The organism is Bradyrhizobium sp. HKCCYLS20291, from assembly GCF_051167715.1.
Taxonomy (GTDB): Bacteria; Pseudomonadota; Alphaproteobacteria; order Rhizobiales; family Xanthobacteraceae; genus Bradyrhizobium.
In genome coordinates this window covers 83660-98553 of the sequence record NZ_JBNPTO010000009.1, presented here as the reverse complement: position 1 = coordinate 98553, position 14894 = coordinate 83660, and the positions used below count along the sequence as shown (strand labels likewise).

The 14894-nt window shown below is 64.7% G+C and carries 13 protein-coding genes; 6 read left to right on the top strand and 7 right to left on the bottom strand.

Annotated elements, in window-relative coordinates:
* Positions 1-126: 126 nt before the first annotated feature.
* Positions 127-1215 (top strand): Zn-dependent alcohol dehydrogenase, encoded by a 1089-nt coding sequence (locus tag ACQR07_RS20870; RefSeq protein WP_434904045.1) that lies wholly within the window; start codon positions 127-129, stop codon positions 1213-1215.
* A gap of 188 nt (positions 1216-1403) precedes the next feature.
* Here the strand turns inward: ACQR07_RS20870 and ACQR07_RS20865 are convergent, their stop codons facing one another.
* The 3 genes from ACQR07_RS20865 to mbfA all read right to left on the bottom strand — a co-directional run bounded on the left by ACQR07_RS20865 (position 1404) and on the right by mbfA (position 4526).
* Complete coding sequence (locus ACQR07_RS20865) at positions 1404-2873, bottom strand: amidase (protein WP_434904044.1); 1470 nt, start codon at positions 2871-2873, stop codon at positions 1404-1406.
* A gap of 83 nt (positions 2874-2956) precedes the next feature.
* A complete protein-coding gene (locus ACQR07_RS20860) occupies positions 2957-3487 on the bottom strand; it encodes a cytochrome b (protein ID WP_434904043.1) in 531 nt (176 codons plus the stop codon).
* Positions 3488-3554: 67 nt separating this feature from the next.
* Complete coding sequence (gene mbfA, locus ACQR07_RS20855) at positions 3555-4526, bottom strand: iron exporter MbfA (protein WP_434904042.1); 972 nt, start codon at positions 4524-4526, stop codon at positions 3555-3557.
* 201 nt (positions 4527-4727) lie between these two features.
* On the opposite strand from mbfA, the gene ACQR07_RS20850 reads away from it, so the two are divergent.
* Positions 4728-5450 (top strand): hypothetical protein, encoded by a 723-nt coding sequence (locus ACQR07_RS20850; RefSeq protein ID WP_434904041.1) that lies wholly within the window; start codon positions 4728-4730, stop codon positions 5448-5450.
* Positions 5451-5665: 215 nt separating this feature from the next.
* Here ACQR07_RS20850 and ACQR07_RS20845 read toward each other — a convergent pair whose 3' ends face one another.
* The 4 genes from ACQR07_RS20845 to ACQR07_RS20830 all read right to left on the bottom strand — a co-directional run bounded on the left by ACQR07_RS20845 (position 5666) and on the right by ACQR07_RS20830 (position 10351).
* Complete coding sequence (locus ACQR07_RS20845) at positions 5666-6052, bottom strand: hypothetical protein (RefSeq protein ID WP_434904040.1); 387 nt, start codon at positions 6050-6052, stop codon at positions 5666-5668.
* 96 nt (positions 6053-6148) lie between these two features.
* Positions 6149-7219, bottom strand: coding sequence for an alpha/beta fold hydrolase (locus tag ACQR07_RS20840; RefSeq protein WP_434904190.1), 1071 nt, complete (start codon positions 7217-7219; stop codon positions 6149-6151).
* Positions 7220-7470: 251 nt separating this feature from the next.
* A complete protein-coding gene (locus ACQR07_RS20835; protein ID WP_434904039.1) occupies positions 7471-9006 on the bottom strand; it encodes an acyl-CoA synthetase in 1536 nt (511 codons plus the stop codon).
* Positions 9007-9178: 172 nt separating this feature from the next.
* Positions 9179-10351: an acetyl-CoA C-acetyltransferase gene (locus tag ACQR07_RS20830; RefSeq protein ID WP_434904038.1), complete on the bottom strand. Its 1173-nt coding sequence runs from the start codon at positions 10349-10351 to the stop codon at positions 9179-9181.
* Positions 10352-10487: 136 nt separating this feature from the next.
* On the opposite strand from ACQR07_RS20830, the gene ACQR07_RS20825 reads away from it, so the two are divergent.
* The 4 genes from ACQR07_RS20825 (at position 10488) to ACQR07_RS20810 (ending at position 14858) form a co-directional block, all read left to right on the top strand.
* Entirely contained in the window at positions 10488-11147 is a 660-nt protein-coding gene (locus tag ACQR07_RS20825; RefSeq protein ID WP_434904037.1) for a TetR family transcriptional regulator, read from the top strand.
* An 84-nt stretch (positions 11148-11231) separates the two neighbouring features.
* Entirely contained in the window at positions 11232-11990 is a 759-nt protein-coding gene (locus ACQR07_RS20820) for an SDR family NAD(P)-dependent oxidoreductase (RefSeq protein WP_434904036.1), read from the top strand.
* A 151-nt stretch (positions 11991-12141) separates the two neighbouring features.
* Positions 12142-12948 (top strand): enoyl-CoA hydratase/isomerase family protein, encoded by an 807-nt coding sequence (locus ACQR07_RS20815; RefSeq protein WP_434904035.1) that lies wholly within the window; start codon positions 12142-12144, stop codon positions 12946-12948.
* Positions 12949-12989: 41 nt separating this feature from the next.
* Positions 12990-14858, top strand: a complete 1869-nt coding sequence (locus ACQR07_RS20810) for an AMP-binding protein (RefSeq protein WP_434904034.1) — start codon at positions 12990-12992, stop codon at positions 14856-14858.
* Positions 14859-14894 lie beyond the last annotated feature (36 nt).

Below are 14894 nucleotides of genomic sequence, written 5' to 3'. Positions count from 1 at the left end.
CCAAGCGAGTTTGTCGCTGACGTCTGTGCAGCCCTCTCCCACAAGGGGAGAGGGCGCAGCCATTGGCGCCGGAGGGGCTACTCGTTACGCTGAAAGATCAAATCATAACAAAACAGGGAGAACGCAATGAAAGCTGCCGTGCTGATGGAGGTCAACAAGCCGCTGGTGATCGAGGACATCAGCGTGCCCAAGCCGGGGCCGCGCGAGGTGCTGATCCGCACGGCGGTCGCCGGGCTCTGCCATTCCGACCTGCATTTCATCGAAGGGCTCTATCCGCATCCGCTGCCGGCGGTGCTCGGCCATGAGTCGGCTGGAATCGTCGAGCAGGTCGGCTCCGACGTCACCTATGTGAAGCCGGGTGACCACGTCGTCACCTGCCTCTCCGTATTCTGCGGCACCTGCGACAACTGCACCACGGGCCGACCGGTGCTGTGCACCGACACCACGGTCAAGATGCTGCCCGGCGCCTCCAACCGGCTGTCCTGGGGACGTGCCGAGAAGCTGCACCAGTTCCTCAACCTGTCGTCGTTCGCCGAGCAGATGCTGGTGCACGAGAACGCCATCGTGAAGATCCGCAACGACATGCCGCTCGAGCTCGCGGCGCTGATCGGCTGCGGCGTCATCACCGGCTATGGCGCTGTCGTGAACACCGCGCGGGTGACGGCCGGAGAGACGGTCGCGGTGATCGGCTGCGGCGGTGTCGGCATGGCCGCGATCAACGGCGCCGAGATCGCGGGCGCGGGCCGCATCATCGCCATCGACACCAACCCGGCCAAGCTGCAGCTCGCGACCAAGCTCGGCGCCACCGATATCATCAATCCCGCCGACGGCGACGTCGTCGCGCAGGTGCGTGAGCTGACCAAGGGCGGCGTGCACCATGCGTTCGAGGTGCTGGGACGCAAGGAGACTGCCGAGCAGGCCTTCGCCATGCTGGCGCCCGGCGGCACCGCGACCATCGTCGGCATGATTCCGTTCGGCCAGAAGATCGAGCTGCACGGCTTCGACTTCCTCAGGGAGCGCCGCATCCAGGGCTCGTCGATGGGCTCCAACCACTTCCGCGTCGACATGCCCCGCCTCGTTGAATTCTACCTGCGCGGCAAGCTGCACCTGGAGGACTGGATCTCGGCCAAGCTGAAGCTGTCCGAGATCAACGAAGGCTTTGCCAACATGAAGGCCGGCAAGACGCTGCGCAGCGTGATCATGTTCGATGCGTGATGGGCGGATGCCCGCGCTGCATACACAGCCGTCGTCCCGGCGAAAGCCGGGACCCATAACCACCGCCGGTTATGGGACGATGACTGATAGTTGCGCCAAATAGAACCATTCCGCGGTATGGGTCCCGGCTTTCGCCGGGACGACGGCGGTGGTTGCAGAGGCTCCGCTCCGACGACACTAAGCGGCAACTAATCCGCGAACATCGGTGGCGGCACGAAGCCGCCGAATTCACGCTCGATCAATTCGGCGAGCTTCAGCGGCGTACGGTCCTCGAGGAACGGACCGACGATCTGCACGCCCACGGGCAAGCCATTGGCAAGCCCGAGCGGGATCGCGGTCGCCGGCAGTCCGGGCAACGTGGCGATGCCGGGCCACGCCAGCTGATCAGTATAGACATGCGCGACGCCGTCGATGCTGATGCGGCGCTGTTCCTGGTCGGGCGAGTGATCGTGCGGATAGGCCGGGATGGGCATGATCGGACAGATCACCGCATCGAAGCTCTCGAACAGCGTCCGCCATTGCGCGCGCAGGTGGATGCGGCCGTTGCTGGCCTGCACCCAGTCGCGGTGGCTGAGCGCAATGCCGCGCAGGCGCTCGGCGCCCAGGCTCATGGCCTGCTTGGGAAGATGTGCGGCGGCTTGGGTCGCGCCGGCATGCACCTCCGGCGGCATCATCGCGCCGAGAAAGCCGAGCAGCAGGCGCATGTAGATCCGGCTGGACGCAGCGAAGTCCGGCAGCAGCGGGCTTTCGCTGACGACGCTGGCGCCTGCCTTGGCGAGATCGGCGGCGAGCCGCTCGATCGCGCCACGCACGCTTGCATCGGTCGGCAGCAATGGGTGGCTCGCGATCACAAGCACGCGGAAATCCTGCAGCCGCGCATGCCGCGCAGCGGGCAGGTCGAGGCGATAGGCCTTGCCGCCCTCGAGTGGATCGGGGCCGGCGATGACATCGAGCAGCAGCGACAGATCCGCGGCCGAGCGCGCCATCGGGCCGACCACGGCGAGGTCGGCCTCGCCAGGCATAGGCGGGAACGGCGGCGGCGTGTGGCCGCGCGAAGGCGCGAGGCCAAAGGTCGGCTTGTGCGCCGTGACGCCGCAATGAAACGCCGGCGCCCGCAGCGAGCCGCCGATGTCCGAGCCGAGCGACAGCGACCCATAGCCGGCCGCCAGCGCCGCCGCCGAGCCGCCGGAGGAGCCGCCTGGCGTGCGGCCGAGATCATACGGGTTGTTGGTGGTGCCGTAGATGTCGTTGTAGCTCTGCCAGTCGCCGAGCCCGAGCGGCACGTTGGTCTTGCCGAGCACGATGCCACCGGCGTCCTTGACGCGCGTGACGATCAGCGCGTCCTCGGCCGCGATGAAGTCCTTGTGCTGCGGATAGCCCCAGGTCGTCGGCAGGCCGGCGACGTTGAAGGACTCCTTCACGGTCATCGGCAGGCCGAGCAGCGGCCGCCGCTCGCCACGCGCAAGCCGCTCGTCGGCGGCGCGAGCGGCTTCGAGCGCGCGCTCGAAATCGCGCACGCAGACGGCGTTGATCTTGTCGTCGTGTTGCGCGATGCGATCGATGGCGAGCTGCGTCAGCTCGACCGAGGAGATCTCGCGATCCGCCAGCGCCTTCGCCGTCTCAACGGCTGAAGCGAACGTCCATTGCGATGCGGCCAAGGGTCCAACTCCGGTGGGGTGAGGGAGCCCCGTTGTAGCTGACGCCGATGGCGGTGGCTTGACCGAAATTGCGGACTTGCGCGTCAGCCCGGCAGCATGCGCTGCATGACGCGGTCGCGATAGATGAAGATGTGAGCGAGTGCGGCGCCGACATGCACGACGATCAGGATCAGCAGCAGCAATTCGGCCGCCTGGTGCAGCCCGTCGATGGCGCGGTTGCCGGCCGGGTTGCGCGCGGCCAGCATCGGCAGCTGGAACAAATAGAAGTACGACACGCTCCAGCCGCGGAACGAGGCGAACAGCCAGCCGGTGATGGTGCTGGCGAGCACCATGACATAAAGCATCCAGTGCACGGCTTCGGAGCTCAGCCGCTGCCACGGCGGCAGCGAGCTTTCAGGGGCGACCGGATGTGTCAGCCGCCAGACGAAGCGCACCACGATCAGCACGAGAATGGTGAGGCCGAACGAGATGTGCAGGATCATCGGCGCGCCCGGCGGCGTATTGGCGTGCAGATCGGGCATCAGCCAGCCGATCGGATATTGGATGGCGAGCAGCACCACCACGAGCCAGTGCAGGATCTTCGCGGGCGTGCCGTAATGCAGGCGTGGCGTCATGACGAGCCTTCTGTTGCGATCGATGGGGCGCAATCAGCATCAGGGGCGGAAGTTCCGCCATGCATGCTCAGGCCGCTCCGATCAATATCCCCACTCCCAGCACGATGATGCCGCCGAGCACGATCTGGAACACGGCCTGGAGGAAGGGCGTGTCCATGTAGCGGGCGCGGATATAGGCGATCGCCCACAATTCGAAGAACACGACGAGGCACGCGATCGCAGTCGCGATCCAGAACGCGTTGGTCCAGGAATCGGGGACCAGATAGGGCATGGTGTGGCCGAGGCCGCCGAGCGTCGTCATCGCGCCGCAGACGGCGCCGCGCAGCAACGGCGAGCCGCGGCCGGTCAGCGAGCCGTCGTCGGACAGCGCCTCGGCGAAGCCCATGCTGATGCCGGCGCCGATCGAGGCGGCGAGACCGACCAGGAAGGTCTGAAAATTCTGATGCGTCGCGAAAGCAGCGGCGAACAACGGCGCGAGCGTCGACACCGAGCCGTCCATCAGGCCGGCGAGGCCGGGCTGCACATATTGCAGCACGAACACGCGCCGCCGGGTCTCGTCCTCCTTGTGGCGAACGTCGGGGCTCAGGATTTCGTCGGTCAGCTTGGCGGCGACCTGCTCGTGGCCTTTCTCGGCCAGCGCGAGGTCGCCGAGCAGCCGGCGCACGCCGACATCCTTGGCCTGCTCGGCGGCCTTCGCGTAGAAGCGCTCTGCCTCGAACTCCATCGTGCCGACCTCCTTGCGGATGGTGTCGAGGGACAGGTTCTTGGTCAGCCAGATCGGGCGGCGCTGCATGAAGCCCTTGACGTTCTCGCGCCGGATCGGCGGCAGGTTCTTGCCGAAGCGCTCCTCATAGAGTTCCAGCAGCATGTGGCGGTGGCCCTTCTCCTCCTCGGCCATCTGCTCGAACAATTTCGCCGAATCCGGATACCGCTCCGCAAGGTCCTCCGCGAAGCTCATGTAGATGCGGCCGTCTTCCTCTTCGGCCGAGATCGCGATCGCCAAGATCTCGCGCTCGGTGAGGTCGGCGAAATTCTTCATTCCAAGATCCCCGGATCTGTCGCTCTCAACATGCATGTGTTTAGAACGTTTCTAAAGTGTATAGGAACTTGCTGCATCGCGGTCAAACTCCCGCCGCCCCGTGGTCGCGAAACCTTTCGTGATGGCGCATTCAAGCTGCAGTCATGGAACTGCGAGGATAGTTCGTCGTTCGCGGTTCGCTCAGCCACCTAAGGAGTTCCAATGGACAGCGTCAAATATCGGCTCAACGATCCTGGCTTGGCGCCGCGCCGCACCAGGATGGATATTCCGGGCTGGGCAGGTGAACGGCAGCCGCGCGCGAATGGCTCGCATGAGCAGGTTTGGCACTGCGTACCATTTTCAGAAGGTGCGCAATATGGCATCGAGCTGTTTTACCCCTACAGCTTCGAGCTGCAGGTGACGACGCGCGACGGCAAGCTGGAGCTGTCGGGCGATTGGGGTGAGCCGCCGAGCCCGAGCCTGCAATGGCCGCCGTTCCGCAACTTCGGCGATGCGTTCTACACCTATCAGATCCTGCTCGATCTCAAGGTCCCCAAGGGTTTTGCCATCCGGACCGAGCCGCATCCGCGCTTCTATACCGACCGCACCGATACGTGTCCGATCGCCGTGCCGGCGCTGGTGCGCAACTTCTGGCCGATGCTGTTCTTCTGCGTCTTCAAGGCGCCGGCCGAGGGCCGCACGCACGTCTTCCGCCCCGGCGAGCCGTTCGCACAGGTCATCGTGATTCCTGAGGAGGCCAACTTCACGGTTGAGCCGATGAGCCCCGACGAGGCGGCCGAGCGCGAGCTGCAGTCGCGCCGCATCCATGCCAGCCGACCCGTGCTCGCCAAGGAAACCGAATGGGTGTCGAATACCGACACCGTGTTCGACGGCACCTATCGCCATCTGCATCGCGCGGCGAAGGAGAAAGCACGCAAGTCCTGATCAGGCTCAGGCATCGCATTTGATGTCGGACTTTCACTCGACTGTCTCCACGTCGTCATGGCCGGGACGAGCCCGGGCATGACGGAGGACTAAAACTGACAGGCTCGCTCGTCGTGATAGCCCCGTGTCTCGACAATGATGTGCTACCGCCCCTATCTCAAAGAAAAGGCGCCGACCTTGCGGCCGACGCCTTCCGCACCGTCATCTTACTACGATCAATAGCGATCGTAGTACCAGTGATGGTGGTGGTGGTGATGATGGTGGTAGTAGCGGCGCGGCACCACGTAGACCCGGGGGCCGTAGCCGTACCCATAGCCAGGGCCATAACCATAGCCGCGCCAGTAGCCATGGTGATGGTGGTGATGATGATGGTGGTGGTGATGGTACCACTGCGCGAGCTGCACTTTCGGCTCGTCCGCCTGCGGTCCCTGCTCGTCGAGCGCCTGCAGCACCTTGGCGGCGTTCGGAATCGGCTCGAGCAGGTCGGCGTAGGAATTGGCCTTCAGCACGTCGGTCGGGGCTGGAGCCGCCGACGCCTGCGCCGTGCCAAGCGCGCCGACGGCGGCAACTGCGCCGAGCAAGCCTGCGATCTTCTTATCCATGAATCATCTCCTGATGCGCATCGCCCGAATGCCAAAACGTCGCACCCCGAATGTTCGTTCCTCGATTCGCCTGATAAGTCAGAACGGCGTCCGAAATCAGGCTGTCGATTTGTTCAGGAACGTCAGCAGGAGCTCATTGACACGTTCGTGCTGCTCCTGCTGCACCCAATGACCGGCGCGATCGATCAGCTCGCACATGATCATGTTGGTGCACACTCGGGATTGCATCGCTTCAAACACACCGGGCCGTTGGTAGATGCCCCAGTCTTGCAGACCGGAGATGAATGCAGACGGAACGTCGATGGTGCGATCCGACCAGGTCTGCAATTCCGCGTCGAACAGGCCTGACGTGCCGCAGCGATACCATTGCAGCCCGCCCTGGAAGCCAGTTCGTTCATATTCGGCGGCGTAGATCGCGAGCTCGCTGTCAGGCAGCCAGTGATTGGCCGCGATAGCCGCCGCGTCAGGCATCTCCTCGGCGACAGTCTCGGCCATCGTCTTGGCGAGGTCCATCACATAGTAGGTCGGCAGCTTGGCAAGCTCGTCTGCGCTCCACGCCTGCAACGGATACGGCTTGTTGTCGGGCCAATCGGCGCTCTTGTGGTGATAATAGGCCCGCAGGAAATCATGCAGTCCTTGCGGGGCCCTGACCATGTCGGCATTGGCCTGCCGCATGGAGTAGTACCATTGATAGTGCTTGCGCGGTCGCGGCAATGCCGCGAGTTCGCGATGCACGGGATCTTCTTGCGGCGCAACCGGCCGGTCGGCGATGCCGAACGCCGCTGGCGGCGGACCCGGGAACGGCGCGCTCATCATCACCACCGATCGAAAGACGTCGGGGCGGATCAGCGCGCACCATGCCGCGACCGGGCTGCCGAAGTCGTGGCCCACGACAGCGGCGACATGGCGATGACCGAAGGCATAGACGACGCCGAGCGCATCGCGCACCAGATTGGTGAATCGGAACGGCGCGAGGTCGCCGTCATAGTCGGCGCTCCAGCCGGTAGTGCGGCCATAGCCGCGCTGGTCCGGAGCCAGCACGTGATAGCCGGCCGCGGCCAGCGCCGGCATCACCTTGCGCCAGCTGTAGGCGAGCTCGGGAAAGCCATGCAGCAGCAGCACGCAGGGCCGGTTCGGTGTTTCGAAGCCGGCCTCCAGCACATGCATGCGCAGGCCATTGATGCCGTCGACGTAGCGGGAGCGAATGGCAGGAGTCAGGGGGAGTGGTTGCAGTTGGGGAAAGGAGGTCATCGCGGCCCTCATCAGTGTCGTCCCGGCCTTGAGCCGGGACCCATAACCACAGGACGATGTGGTGAGGCTGACTGGCAGCTCCAGCCTTCGCAAAATTCAGGACGGTGGCTATGGGTCCCGGCTCAAGGCCGGGACGACACCGTATGTGGAGCTACGCTGCCCCTATGCTACGCCGCGCCCTTCTTCGGCCAGTAGCGTTCGCGCAGATGGCGCTTCACCAGCTTGCCGGTCGGGGTGCGCGGCAGTTCCGGCTCGAAGTCGATCGAGCGCGGGCATTTGAGCGGCGACAGATGCCTGCGGCAGAACAGCATCAGCTGCTCCTCCAACTCCTTGCCGGCGCGCGCCATGTCGTGCGGCTGCACCACCGCCTTCACCTCCTCGCCCATCTCCTCGTTGGGGACGCCGAACACGGCGACATCGGCCACGTCTGGATGGGTGATGAGGACGTCCTCGGTCTCCTGCGGGTAGATGTTCACGCCGCCCGAGATGATCATGTAGGACTTGCGGTCGGTGAGATAGAGGAAGCCGTCGGCATCGAGATAGCCGACATCGCCGAGCGTCGACCAGCCCTTGTCGTTGTAGGCGCGCTTCGTCTTCTCCGGATCGTTGTGATAGGAGAAAACCGGCGCGTCGGCGAAATAGACCGTGCCGATCTCGCCGGTCGGCATCTCCTGATCGTCCTCGCCGAGGATCTTGATCTTGCCGACGACAGCGCGACCAACGCTGCCGCGATGCTCCAGCCACTGCTTCGAGGTGCAGACGGTGACGCCGTTGCCCTCGGAGCCGGCATAGTACTCGATCAGGATCGGACCCCACCAGTCGATCATCCTGGCCTTGACGTCGACCGGGCAGGGCGCCGCGGCATGGATCGCGCCCTTCAGGGTCGAGACGTCGTACTGCTTGCGGACGTCCTCCGGCAGCTTGAGCATGCGCACGAACATCGTCGGCACCAGCTGCGACTGCGTCACCTTGTACTTCTCGACCAGCCTCAGGAACTCCTCGGCGTCGAAATGCTCCATGATGATCGAGGTGCCGCCGAGCACCGAGACCATCATGTTGAAGCGCAACGGAGCCGCGTGATAGAGCGGGGCCGGCGACAAATAGGTGCTCTCGGCATTCATGCCGCACATGTCGGCGCAGAGTACGCGCAGGAACGGGTTCGGCTGGTCGATCGGATTGCCTTCGAAATCCTTCTTGATGCCCTTGGGACGTCCGGTCGTGCCTGACGAATACAGCATGTCGTAGCCGGCGACCTGGTCGGCGATCGGTGTCTTTGGCTGCGCGCCGGCTTCCTTGTCCCAGGAGCGGAAGCCGGGCTCGGGCTCGTCGACCATGAAGAACAGCGGACCGTCATTCGACACGAGGTCGCGCACCTGCTCGGCGCATTTCGGCGAGGTGATGAAGACCTTGGCGCCGCAATCCTTGATGATGTAGGCGATCTCGTCCTTGGTGAGATAGCGGCTGATCGCGGTGTAGTAGAGGCCGGAGCGCTGCGCGGCCCAGGCGATCTCCATGAAGGCAAGCCGGTTCTCCATCAGGAACGCGACGTGATCGCCGGCCTTGAGGCCGAGCGCACGGAACAGCTGGGCGCCCTGGTTGGAGAGCTCGTCGAGCTCGCGATAGGTGATGGCCTTGCCGGTCCCCGCCATCTGATAGGCGATCTTATCGGGATGGCTCTGGGCGTGGATGGAGGGGTGGGTCATGACGGGCTCACCGCTGATAAAAGGAAAAGGTGTCGTCCCGGCCTTGAGCCGGGACCCATAACCACAGGGGCCTGTGGTGGGAGCAAGCGGTGGCTGCAGCTTGCCCAACATTCAATTCGGTGGTTATGGGTCCCGGCTTTCGCCGGGACGACACCGTTGTTGGTGGTGAGAGCTACAGTCGCTCGACGATCGTCACGTTGGCCATGCCGCCGCCTTCGCACATGGTCTGCAAACCATAACGCTTGTTGCGGGCCTTCAACGCATGCAGCAGCGTGGTCATCAGCTTGGTGCCGGAGCCGCCGAGCGGATGGCCGAGCGCGATGGCGCCGCCATTGACGTTCAGCCGGCTCGGATCGGCGCCGGTGCTCTTCAGCCACGCTGTCGGGACCGAGGCGAAGGCCTCGTTGACCTCGTAGAGGTCGATGTCGTCGATCGACATGCCGGCCTTCTGCAGCGCGCGCTGCGTTGCCGGCAGCGGCGCCTCCAGCATGATGACGGGATCGCCGCCCATCATGGTCATGTGATGCACGCGGGCCAGCGGCTTGACGCCGAGCGACTTCAGGCCGCGCTCGTTGACGACCATCACGCCCGACGCGCCGTCGCAGATCTGGCTGGCGCTGGCGGCCGTCAGCTTGCCGTTCTCGGCGATCAGCTTGACGCCCTTGATGCCGTCGAGGCTGACGTCGAAGCGGATGCCCTCGTCGATATGATGGGTGTCGGTCGAGCCGTCTGCACGGGTGATCTGCAGCGGAATGATCTCGTCCTTGAAGTGCCCTGCCTGCGTCGCCGCGATCGCGCGCTGGTGGCTGTTATAGGCGTACTCGTCGAGGTCATCCTTCGACAGCCCGTACTTCTCCGCCATCATTTCCGCGCCGGTGAACTGGCTGAACTGGATGTTCGGATAGCGGCTCTCCATGCTCGGGCTCTTGTAGTGCCCGAAGCCGTTCTTCGCCGGCAAGGTGGAGGAAAGGCCCATCGGCACGCGGGTCATCGACTCCACGCCCGCGGCGATCACGACGTCCATCGCGCCCGACATCACTGCCTGCGCGGCGAAATGCAGCGCCTGCTGCGACGAGCCGCACTGGCGGTCGATCGAGGTGCCCGGCACGCTCTCCGGCAGCTTCGAGGCCAGCACTGCGTTGCGGGCGATGTTGGTCGACTGCTCACCGGTCTGCATCACGCAGCCCATGATCACGTCCTCGACCTGGTCCGGCGCGGCGCCGGAGCGCTCGACCAGCGTGTCCAGCACCTTCGCCGCCAGATCAGCCGGATGCCAGCCGGCCAGACGGCCGCCCTTGCGGCCGCCGGCCGTGCGTGCAGCCGCGACGATATAGGCTTCCGCCATGAGGTTTCCTCCCTAGACTTGGTTCGTGATTGCCGGCGATTTAAATGCGCGATTGAGGCTTAGTCAATCGATCAATTAACTCTTGAGATCAACTCCGGCTTCGGCTTATCTGCCCCGATCAAGCGCGAGATGGATCTTGGGACCTCAGCTTCAGAACAGCGTGCCGGAGAAACTTCCCGCGGGGCGGAATGCCACCGCGGAGAAGCTGCTGGTCGCCGCCAGCGAGCTGATGATCCAGAGGTCTTCGATCGAGATCTCGCTCAGCGACATCGCGCAGAAGTCCGGCTCGAACGCCGCATTGGTCAAATACCATTTCGGCAACAAGGACGGCCTGCTGCTGGCGCTGCTCGCGCGCGACGCGGCGACCGAGGTTGCCCATCTCGAATTCCTGCTGGCGCAGCCGATCCCGCCGACCGCGAAGCTCAAGCTGCACATCAACGGCATCATCCGCGCCTATCACCGGTTTCCCTACATGAACCGGCTGATCCATTATCTCCTGCATGAGAGCAGCCCCGAGGCCGCAGACGAAGTGTCGAAGTTCTTCGTCGCGCCGCTGTTGGATTTTCATCGCCGGCTGATCGAGGAGGGCGTCGCCAAGGGCGAGTTCCGCGTCGTCGATCCGGTGCTGTTCTACACCAGCCTGATCGGCGCCTGCGATCACCTGTTCTTTGGCCGCCACGCGATGTCGCGCGCGATCGGCGTCGGCCCGGTCACCGATGATGTCTGCCGCCAGTACATCGCCCATATGGAGGCGCTGATCTGCGGCGGGATAGTGAAAGGGGCGAATGGCGAATAGGGAGTAGCGAGTAGGGGATATCCTGCCTTCCCTATTCGCTACTCGCTATTCGCTACTCGCCAATAACAACGGAGGAAACGCACCATGCAACTCAACAACGTTGCCGTTCTCATCACCGGCGGTGGCTCGGGCCTCGGCGCCGCCACCGCGCGTGCCATGGCGGCCAAAGGCGCCAAGATTGCCGTGCTCGACCAGAGCAAGGAGAACGCGGAGAAGGTCGCTGCCGAGCTCAACGGCGTCGCCATTCATGCAGACGTCACGGACGAAGAGCAGGTCAAGGCCGGCCTGGCCAAGGCGGAAGCTGCCCACGGCATCGCCCGCGTGCTGGTGAACTGCGCCGGCATCGGCGGCTCGCAACGCATCGTCGGCAAGGACGGCGTCTATCCGCTCGCCAAGTTCGCCCGCATCATCAACGTCAATCTGATCGGCACCTTCAACGTGCTGCGCCTGTTCGCCGAGCGCCTCGTGACCGCGGAGGCGGTTGGCGAGGAACGCGGCGTCATCATCAACACCGCGAGCGTCGCGGCTTATGAAGGCCAGATCGGGCAGATCGCCTATTCGGCCTCCAAGGGCGGCGTCGTCGGCCTCACGCTGCCGGCCGCACGTGATCTCGCCAGCCAGAAGATCCGCGTCAACACCATCGCGCCCGGCCTGTTTCTGACGCCGCTGCTGATGGGTCTGAACGAAGAAGCGCGCAAGAGCCTCGGCGCTCAGGTGCCGCATCCGGCCCGCCTCGGCGACGCCTCGGAATACGGCAACCTCGCCGTCCACATCGTCGAGAACCCGATGCTGAACGGCGAAACCATCCGCCTCGACGGCGCCATCCGCATGGCCCCGCGCTAGAGGCAACCTCCGCTGTCGTCCCGGCCTTGAGCCGGGACCCATACTACGCGGCGTCTGTGAGAGGCACTCTGGCAGACGCCGCGCCCTGACCAATCAAGCCGGTGGCTATGGATCCCGGCGTTCGCCGGGATGACGGTGAGGAGAGAGCGCCATGTCCCAACCACTGCTGATCGAGCATGACAATGGTGTCGACCGGGTGACGCTCAATCGTCCGGACAGCCTCAATGCGCTCGACCCTGCGTTGATCGATGCGCTCAACGTCTATTTCGAAAGCCTTCAGCGCAATCGCACGACGCGCGTCGTGGTGCTCAAGGGCGCCGGCAAGAACTTCTGCGCCGGCCTCGACCTCAAGGCCGCGATGCAGCGGCGTGGTGGCGTCAATGAGCCGCCCAGCGTCACCGAATCCTTGGACTCGCAGCGCCGCATTGCCGACATCGTGATGCTGATGCGGCGCTGTCCGCAGCCGATCATTGCGCTGGTGCAGGGCGCCGCCGCCGGCGGCGGCTTCGCGCTGGCGCTCGCCGCCGACATCCGCATCGCTTCGCGTTCGGCGCGGATGAACTGCGCCTTCATCAAGCTGGGGCTCGGCGGCTGCGACATCGGTACCAGCTACTTCCTGCCGCGCCTCGTCGGTGTCTCCGTCGCCTCCGAGCTGATCCTCACCGGCCGCTTCATCGGCGCCGAACGCGCGCTCATGGTGGGCCTGGTGTCGGAGATCGTCGAGGACGACATGCTCGACAGCGCCGCAGCACCCTTCATCGATGCGATGATCACGGCCTCGCCGGTCGGACTTCGCCTGTCCAAGGAATGCCTGAACATCAGCATCGACGCGTCGTCGATCGAAGCCGTCATCGCCATGGAGGATCGCAACCAAGTGCTATGCAGCCGCTCGGAAGATTTCAAGGAAGGCATTACAGCCTTTCTCGAGAAGCGAAAGCCGGTCTATACCAACCGCTAGATATCAAGATCCGCAAAGGACGATATTTCGGGAGACGCAAAATGGACGGAACGGCAGCGAAGGTGCTGGAGAAGCCGGCATTCCGCAAGGTCAACTGGCTGGCGCGCGACATCGACGTCGAACGGCGGAGCGACGGCGCGATCGTCATCAAGTCGCGCATTCCGCTGCAGGCCTACGAGCCGCATCTCGCCGCGCCGTTGGCGCGCTGGGCCAAGGAGGCGCCGACGCGGACCTGGCTCGCGCAGCGCAGCGGGCCCGAGCGGCAATGGCGCAAGCTGTCCTATGCCGAAGCCAAGCGGACCGTCGACGGACTGACGCAGGGCCTGCTCAATCTGAAGCTCGACGGCCGCCCCGTGGCGATCCTCTCCGGCAATTCCATCGAGCATGCGCTGATGACCTTCGCCGCGATGCAGGCACGCTCCCCGGCGGCGCCGGTGTCGCCGGCCTATTCGCTGATGAGCCACGATCACCTCAAGCTGAAATATCTGTTCGGGCTGGTGAAGCCGGGCGTCGTGATGGTGCAGGACGGCCCGACCTTCGAGAAGGCGCTGAAGGCACTCGATCTCGACGGCATCACCGTGATCCATGTTGCGCGGCGCTGCGAGGGCATTCCGAGCGTCAGCTTCACCGACCTCGCCGCAACGCCGGTCACTGACGCGGTCGAGGCGTCGATCGCGCAGATCTCGCCGGAGACCGTCGGCAAGCTGTTGTTCACGTCAGGCTCGACCGGCATGCCCAAGGCGGTTATCAACACCCAGCGCATGATGTGCGCCAATGCGGCGATGATGATGCAGACGCGGCCGCGTGGCCCGGAGGCGCCGATTTCCACGGTGCTCGATTGGATGCCGTGGAATCACACCATGGGCGGCAACGCGCTGTTCAATCCGCTGCTGATCGAGGGCGGCACGCTGTATATCGACGACGGCCGGCCGATGCCCGGCATGTTCGACGAGACGATCAAGAACCTGCGTGAGGTGTCGCCGACCTACTACGCCAACGTTCCTGCGGGCTATGCCGCACTCGCCGCGGCGATGGAGAAGGACGACGCGCTGTGCCGCTCCTTCTTCAAGGATCTCGGCATCATGGCCTATGGCGGCGCGCGGCTGCCGGACGATCTCTATGAGCGCATGCAGGCGCTCGCGGTGAAGACCACCGGCGAGCGCATCGTGTTCTACACCGGCTGGGGCTCGACCGAGACCGCACCGACCTCGACCGGCACCTATTGGAACACCGAGCGCGTCGGCCTGATCGGCCTGCCGTTCCCCGGCGTCGAGCTGAAGATGGTGCCGACCGGTGACAAATACGAGCTGCGGCTGCGCGGCATCAACGTGATGCCCGGCTATCTCGGCCAGCCCGAGCTGACCAAGAAGGCGTTCGACGACGAAGGCTTCTACTGCATCGGCGATGCCGGCGTGTTCGTCGATCCCAACGATCCGGCGCAGGGCATCATCTTCGCCGGCCGCGTGGTCGAGGACTTCAAGCTGACGACCGGCACCTTCGTCCATGTCGGCTCGCTGCGCACCGATGCGATCGCAGCTAGCACGCCGGCGATCCACGATGCGCTGGTGGCGGGGCAGGATCGTGAGTATGTCGGCCTGCTGGCGTGGCCCAATCTGCACGCCTGCCGCCAGCTCGTCGGCAATCCCGACGCGACGTTCGAAGAAGTGGTGAAGCATCCTGCTGTCATCGACTGTGTCCGCCGCGGACTTCAGGCACATAATAAAGAGTGCGAAGGCGCCAGCAGCCGGCGCATCGGCCGCGCCATGCTGATGGCCGAGCCGCCGTCGATCGATGGCCATGAGCTGACCGACAAGGGCTACATCAACCAGCGCGCCGGCCTGGAGCGTCGCGCCGCGCTGTTGGAGCGGCTCTATGCTGATACGCCCGACGGCGATGTGATCGTGCTGTGATGAGGCCCGTCTCTTCCCACTCGTCATTCCCCGATG

What these genes read in the sequence shown, in the direction of transcription:
- ACQR07_RS20870 (WP_434904045.1), top strand. Translation starts at nt 127, where the DNA reads ATGAAAGCTGCCGTGCTGATGGAGGTCAACAAGCCGCTGGTGATCGAG.
- ACQR07_RS20860 (WP_434904043.1), bottom strand. Translation starts at nt 3,487, where the DNA reads ATGACGCCACGCCTGCATTACGGCACGCCCGCGAAGATCCTGCACTGG.
- mbfA (WP_434904042.1), bottom strand. Translation starts at nt 4,526, where the DNA reads ATGAAGAATTTCGCCGACCTCACCGAGCGCGAGATCTTGGCGATCGCG.
- ACQR07_RS20850 (WP_434904041.1), top strand. Translation starts at nt 4,728, where the DNA reads ATGGACAGCGTCAAATATCGGCTCAACGATCCTGGCTTGGCGCCGCGC.
- ACQR07_RS20845 (WP_434904040.1), bottom strand. Translation starts at nt 6,052, where the DNA reads ATGGATAAGAAGATCGCAGGCTTGCTCGGCGCAGTTGCCGCCGTCGGC.
- ACQR07_RS20840 (WP_434904190.1), bottom strand. Translation starts at nt 7,219, where the DNA reads ATGCATGTGCTGGAGGCCGGCTTCGAAACACCGAACCGGCCCTGCGTG.
- ACQR07_RS20835 (WP_434904039.1), bottom strand. Translation starts at nt 9,006, where the DNA reads ATGACCCACCCCTCCATCCACGCCCAGAGCCATCCCGATAAGATCGCC.
- ACQR07_RS20830 (WP_434904038.1), bottom strand. Translation starts at nt 10,351, where the DNA reads ATGGCGGAAGCCTATATCGTCGCGGCTGCACGCACGGCCGGCGGCCGC.
- ACQR07_RS20820 (WP_434904036.1), top strand. Translation starts at nt 11,232, where the DNA reads ATGCAACTCAACAACGTTGCCGTTCTCATCACCGGCGGTGGCTCGGGC.
- ACQR07_RS20815 (WP_434904035.1), top strand. Translation starts at nt 12,142, where the DNA reads ATGTCCCAACCACTGCTGATCGAGCATGACAATGGTGTCGACCGGGTG.
- ACQR07_RS20810 (WP_434904034.1), top strand. Translation starts at nt 12,990, where the DNA reads ATGGACGGAACGGCAGCGAAGGTGCTGGAGAAGCCGGCATTCCGCAAG.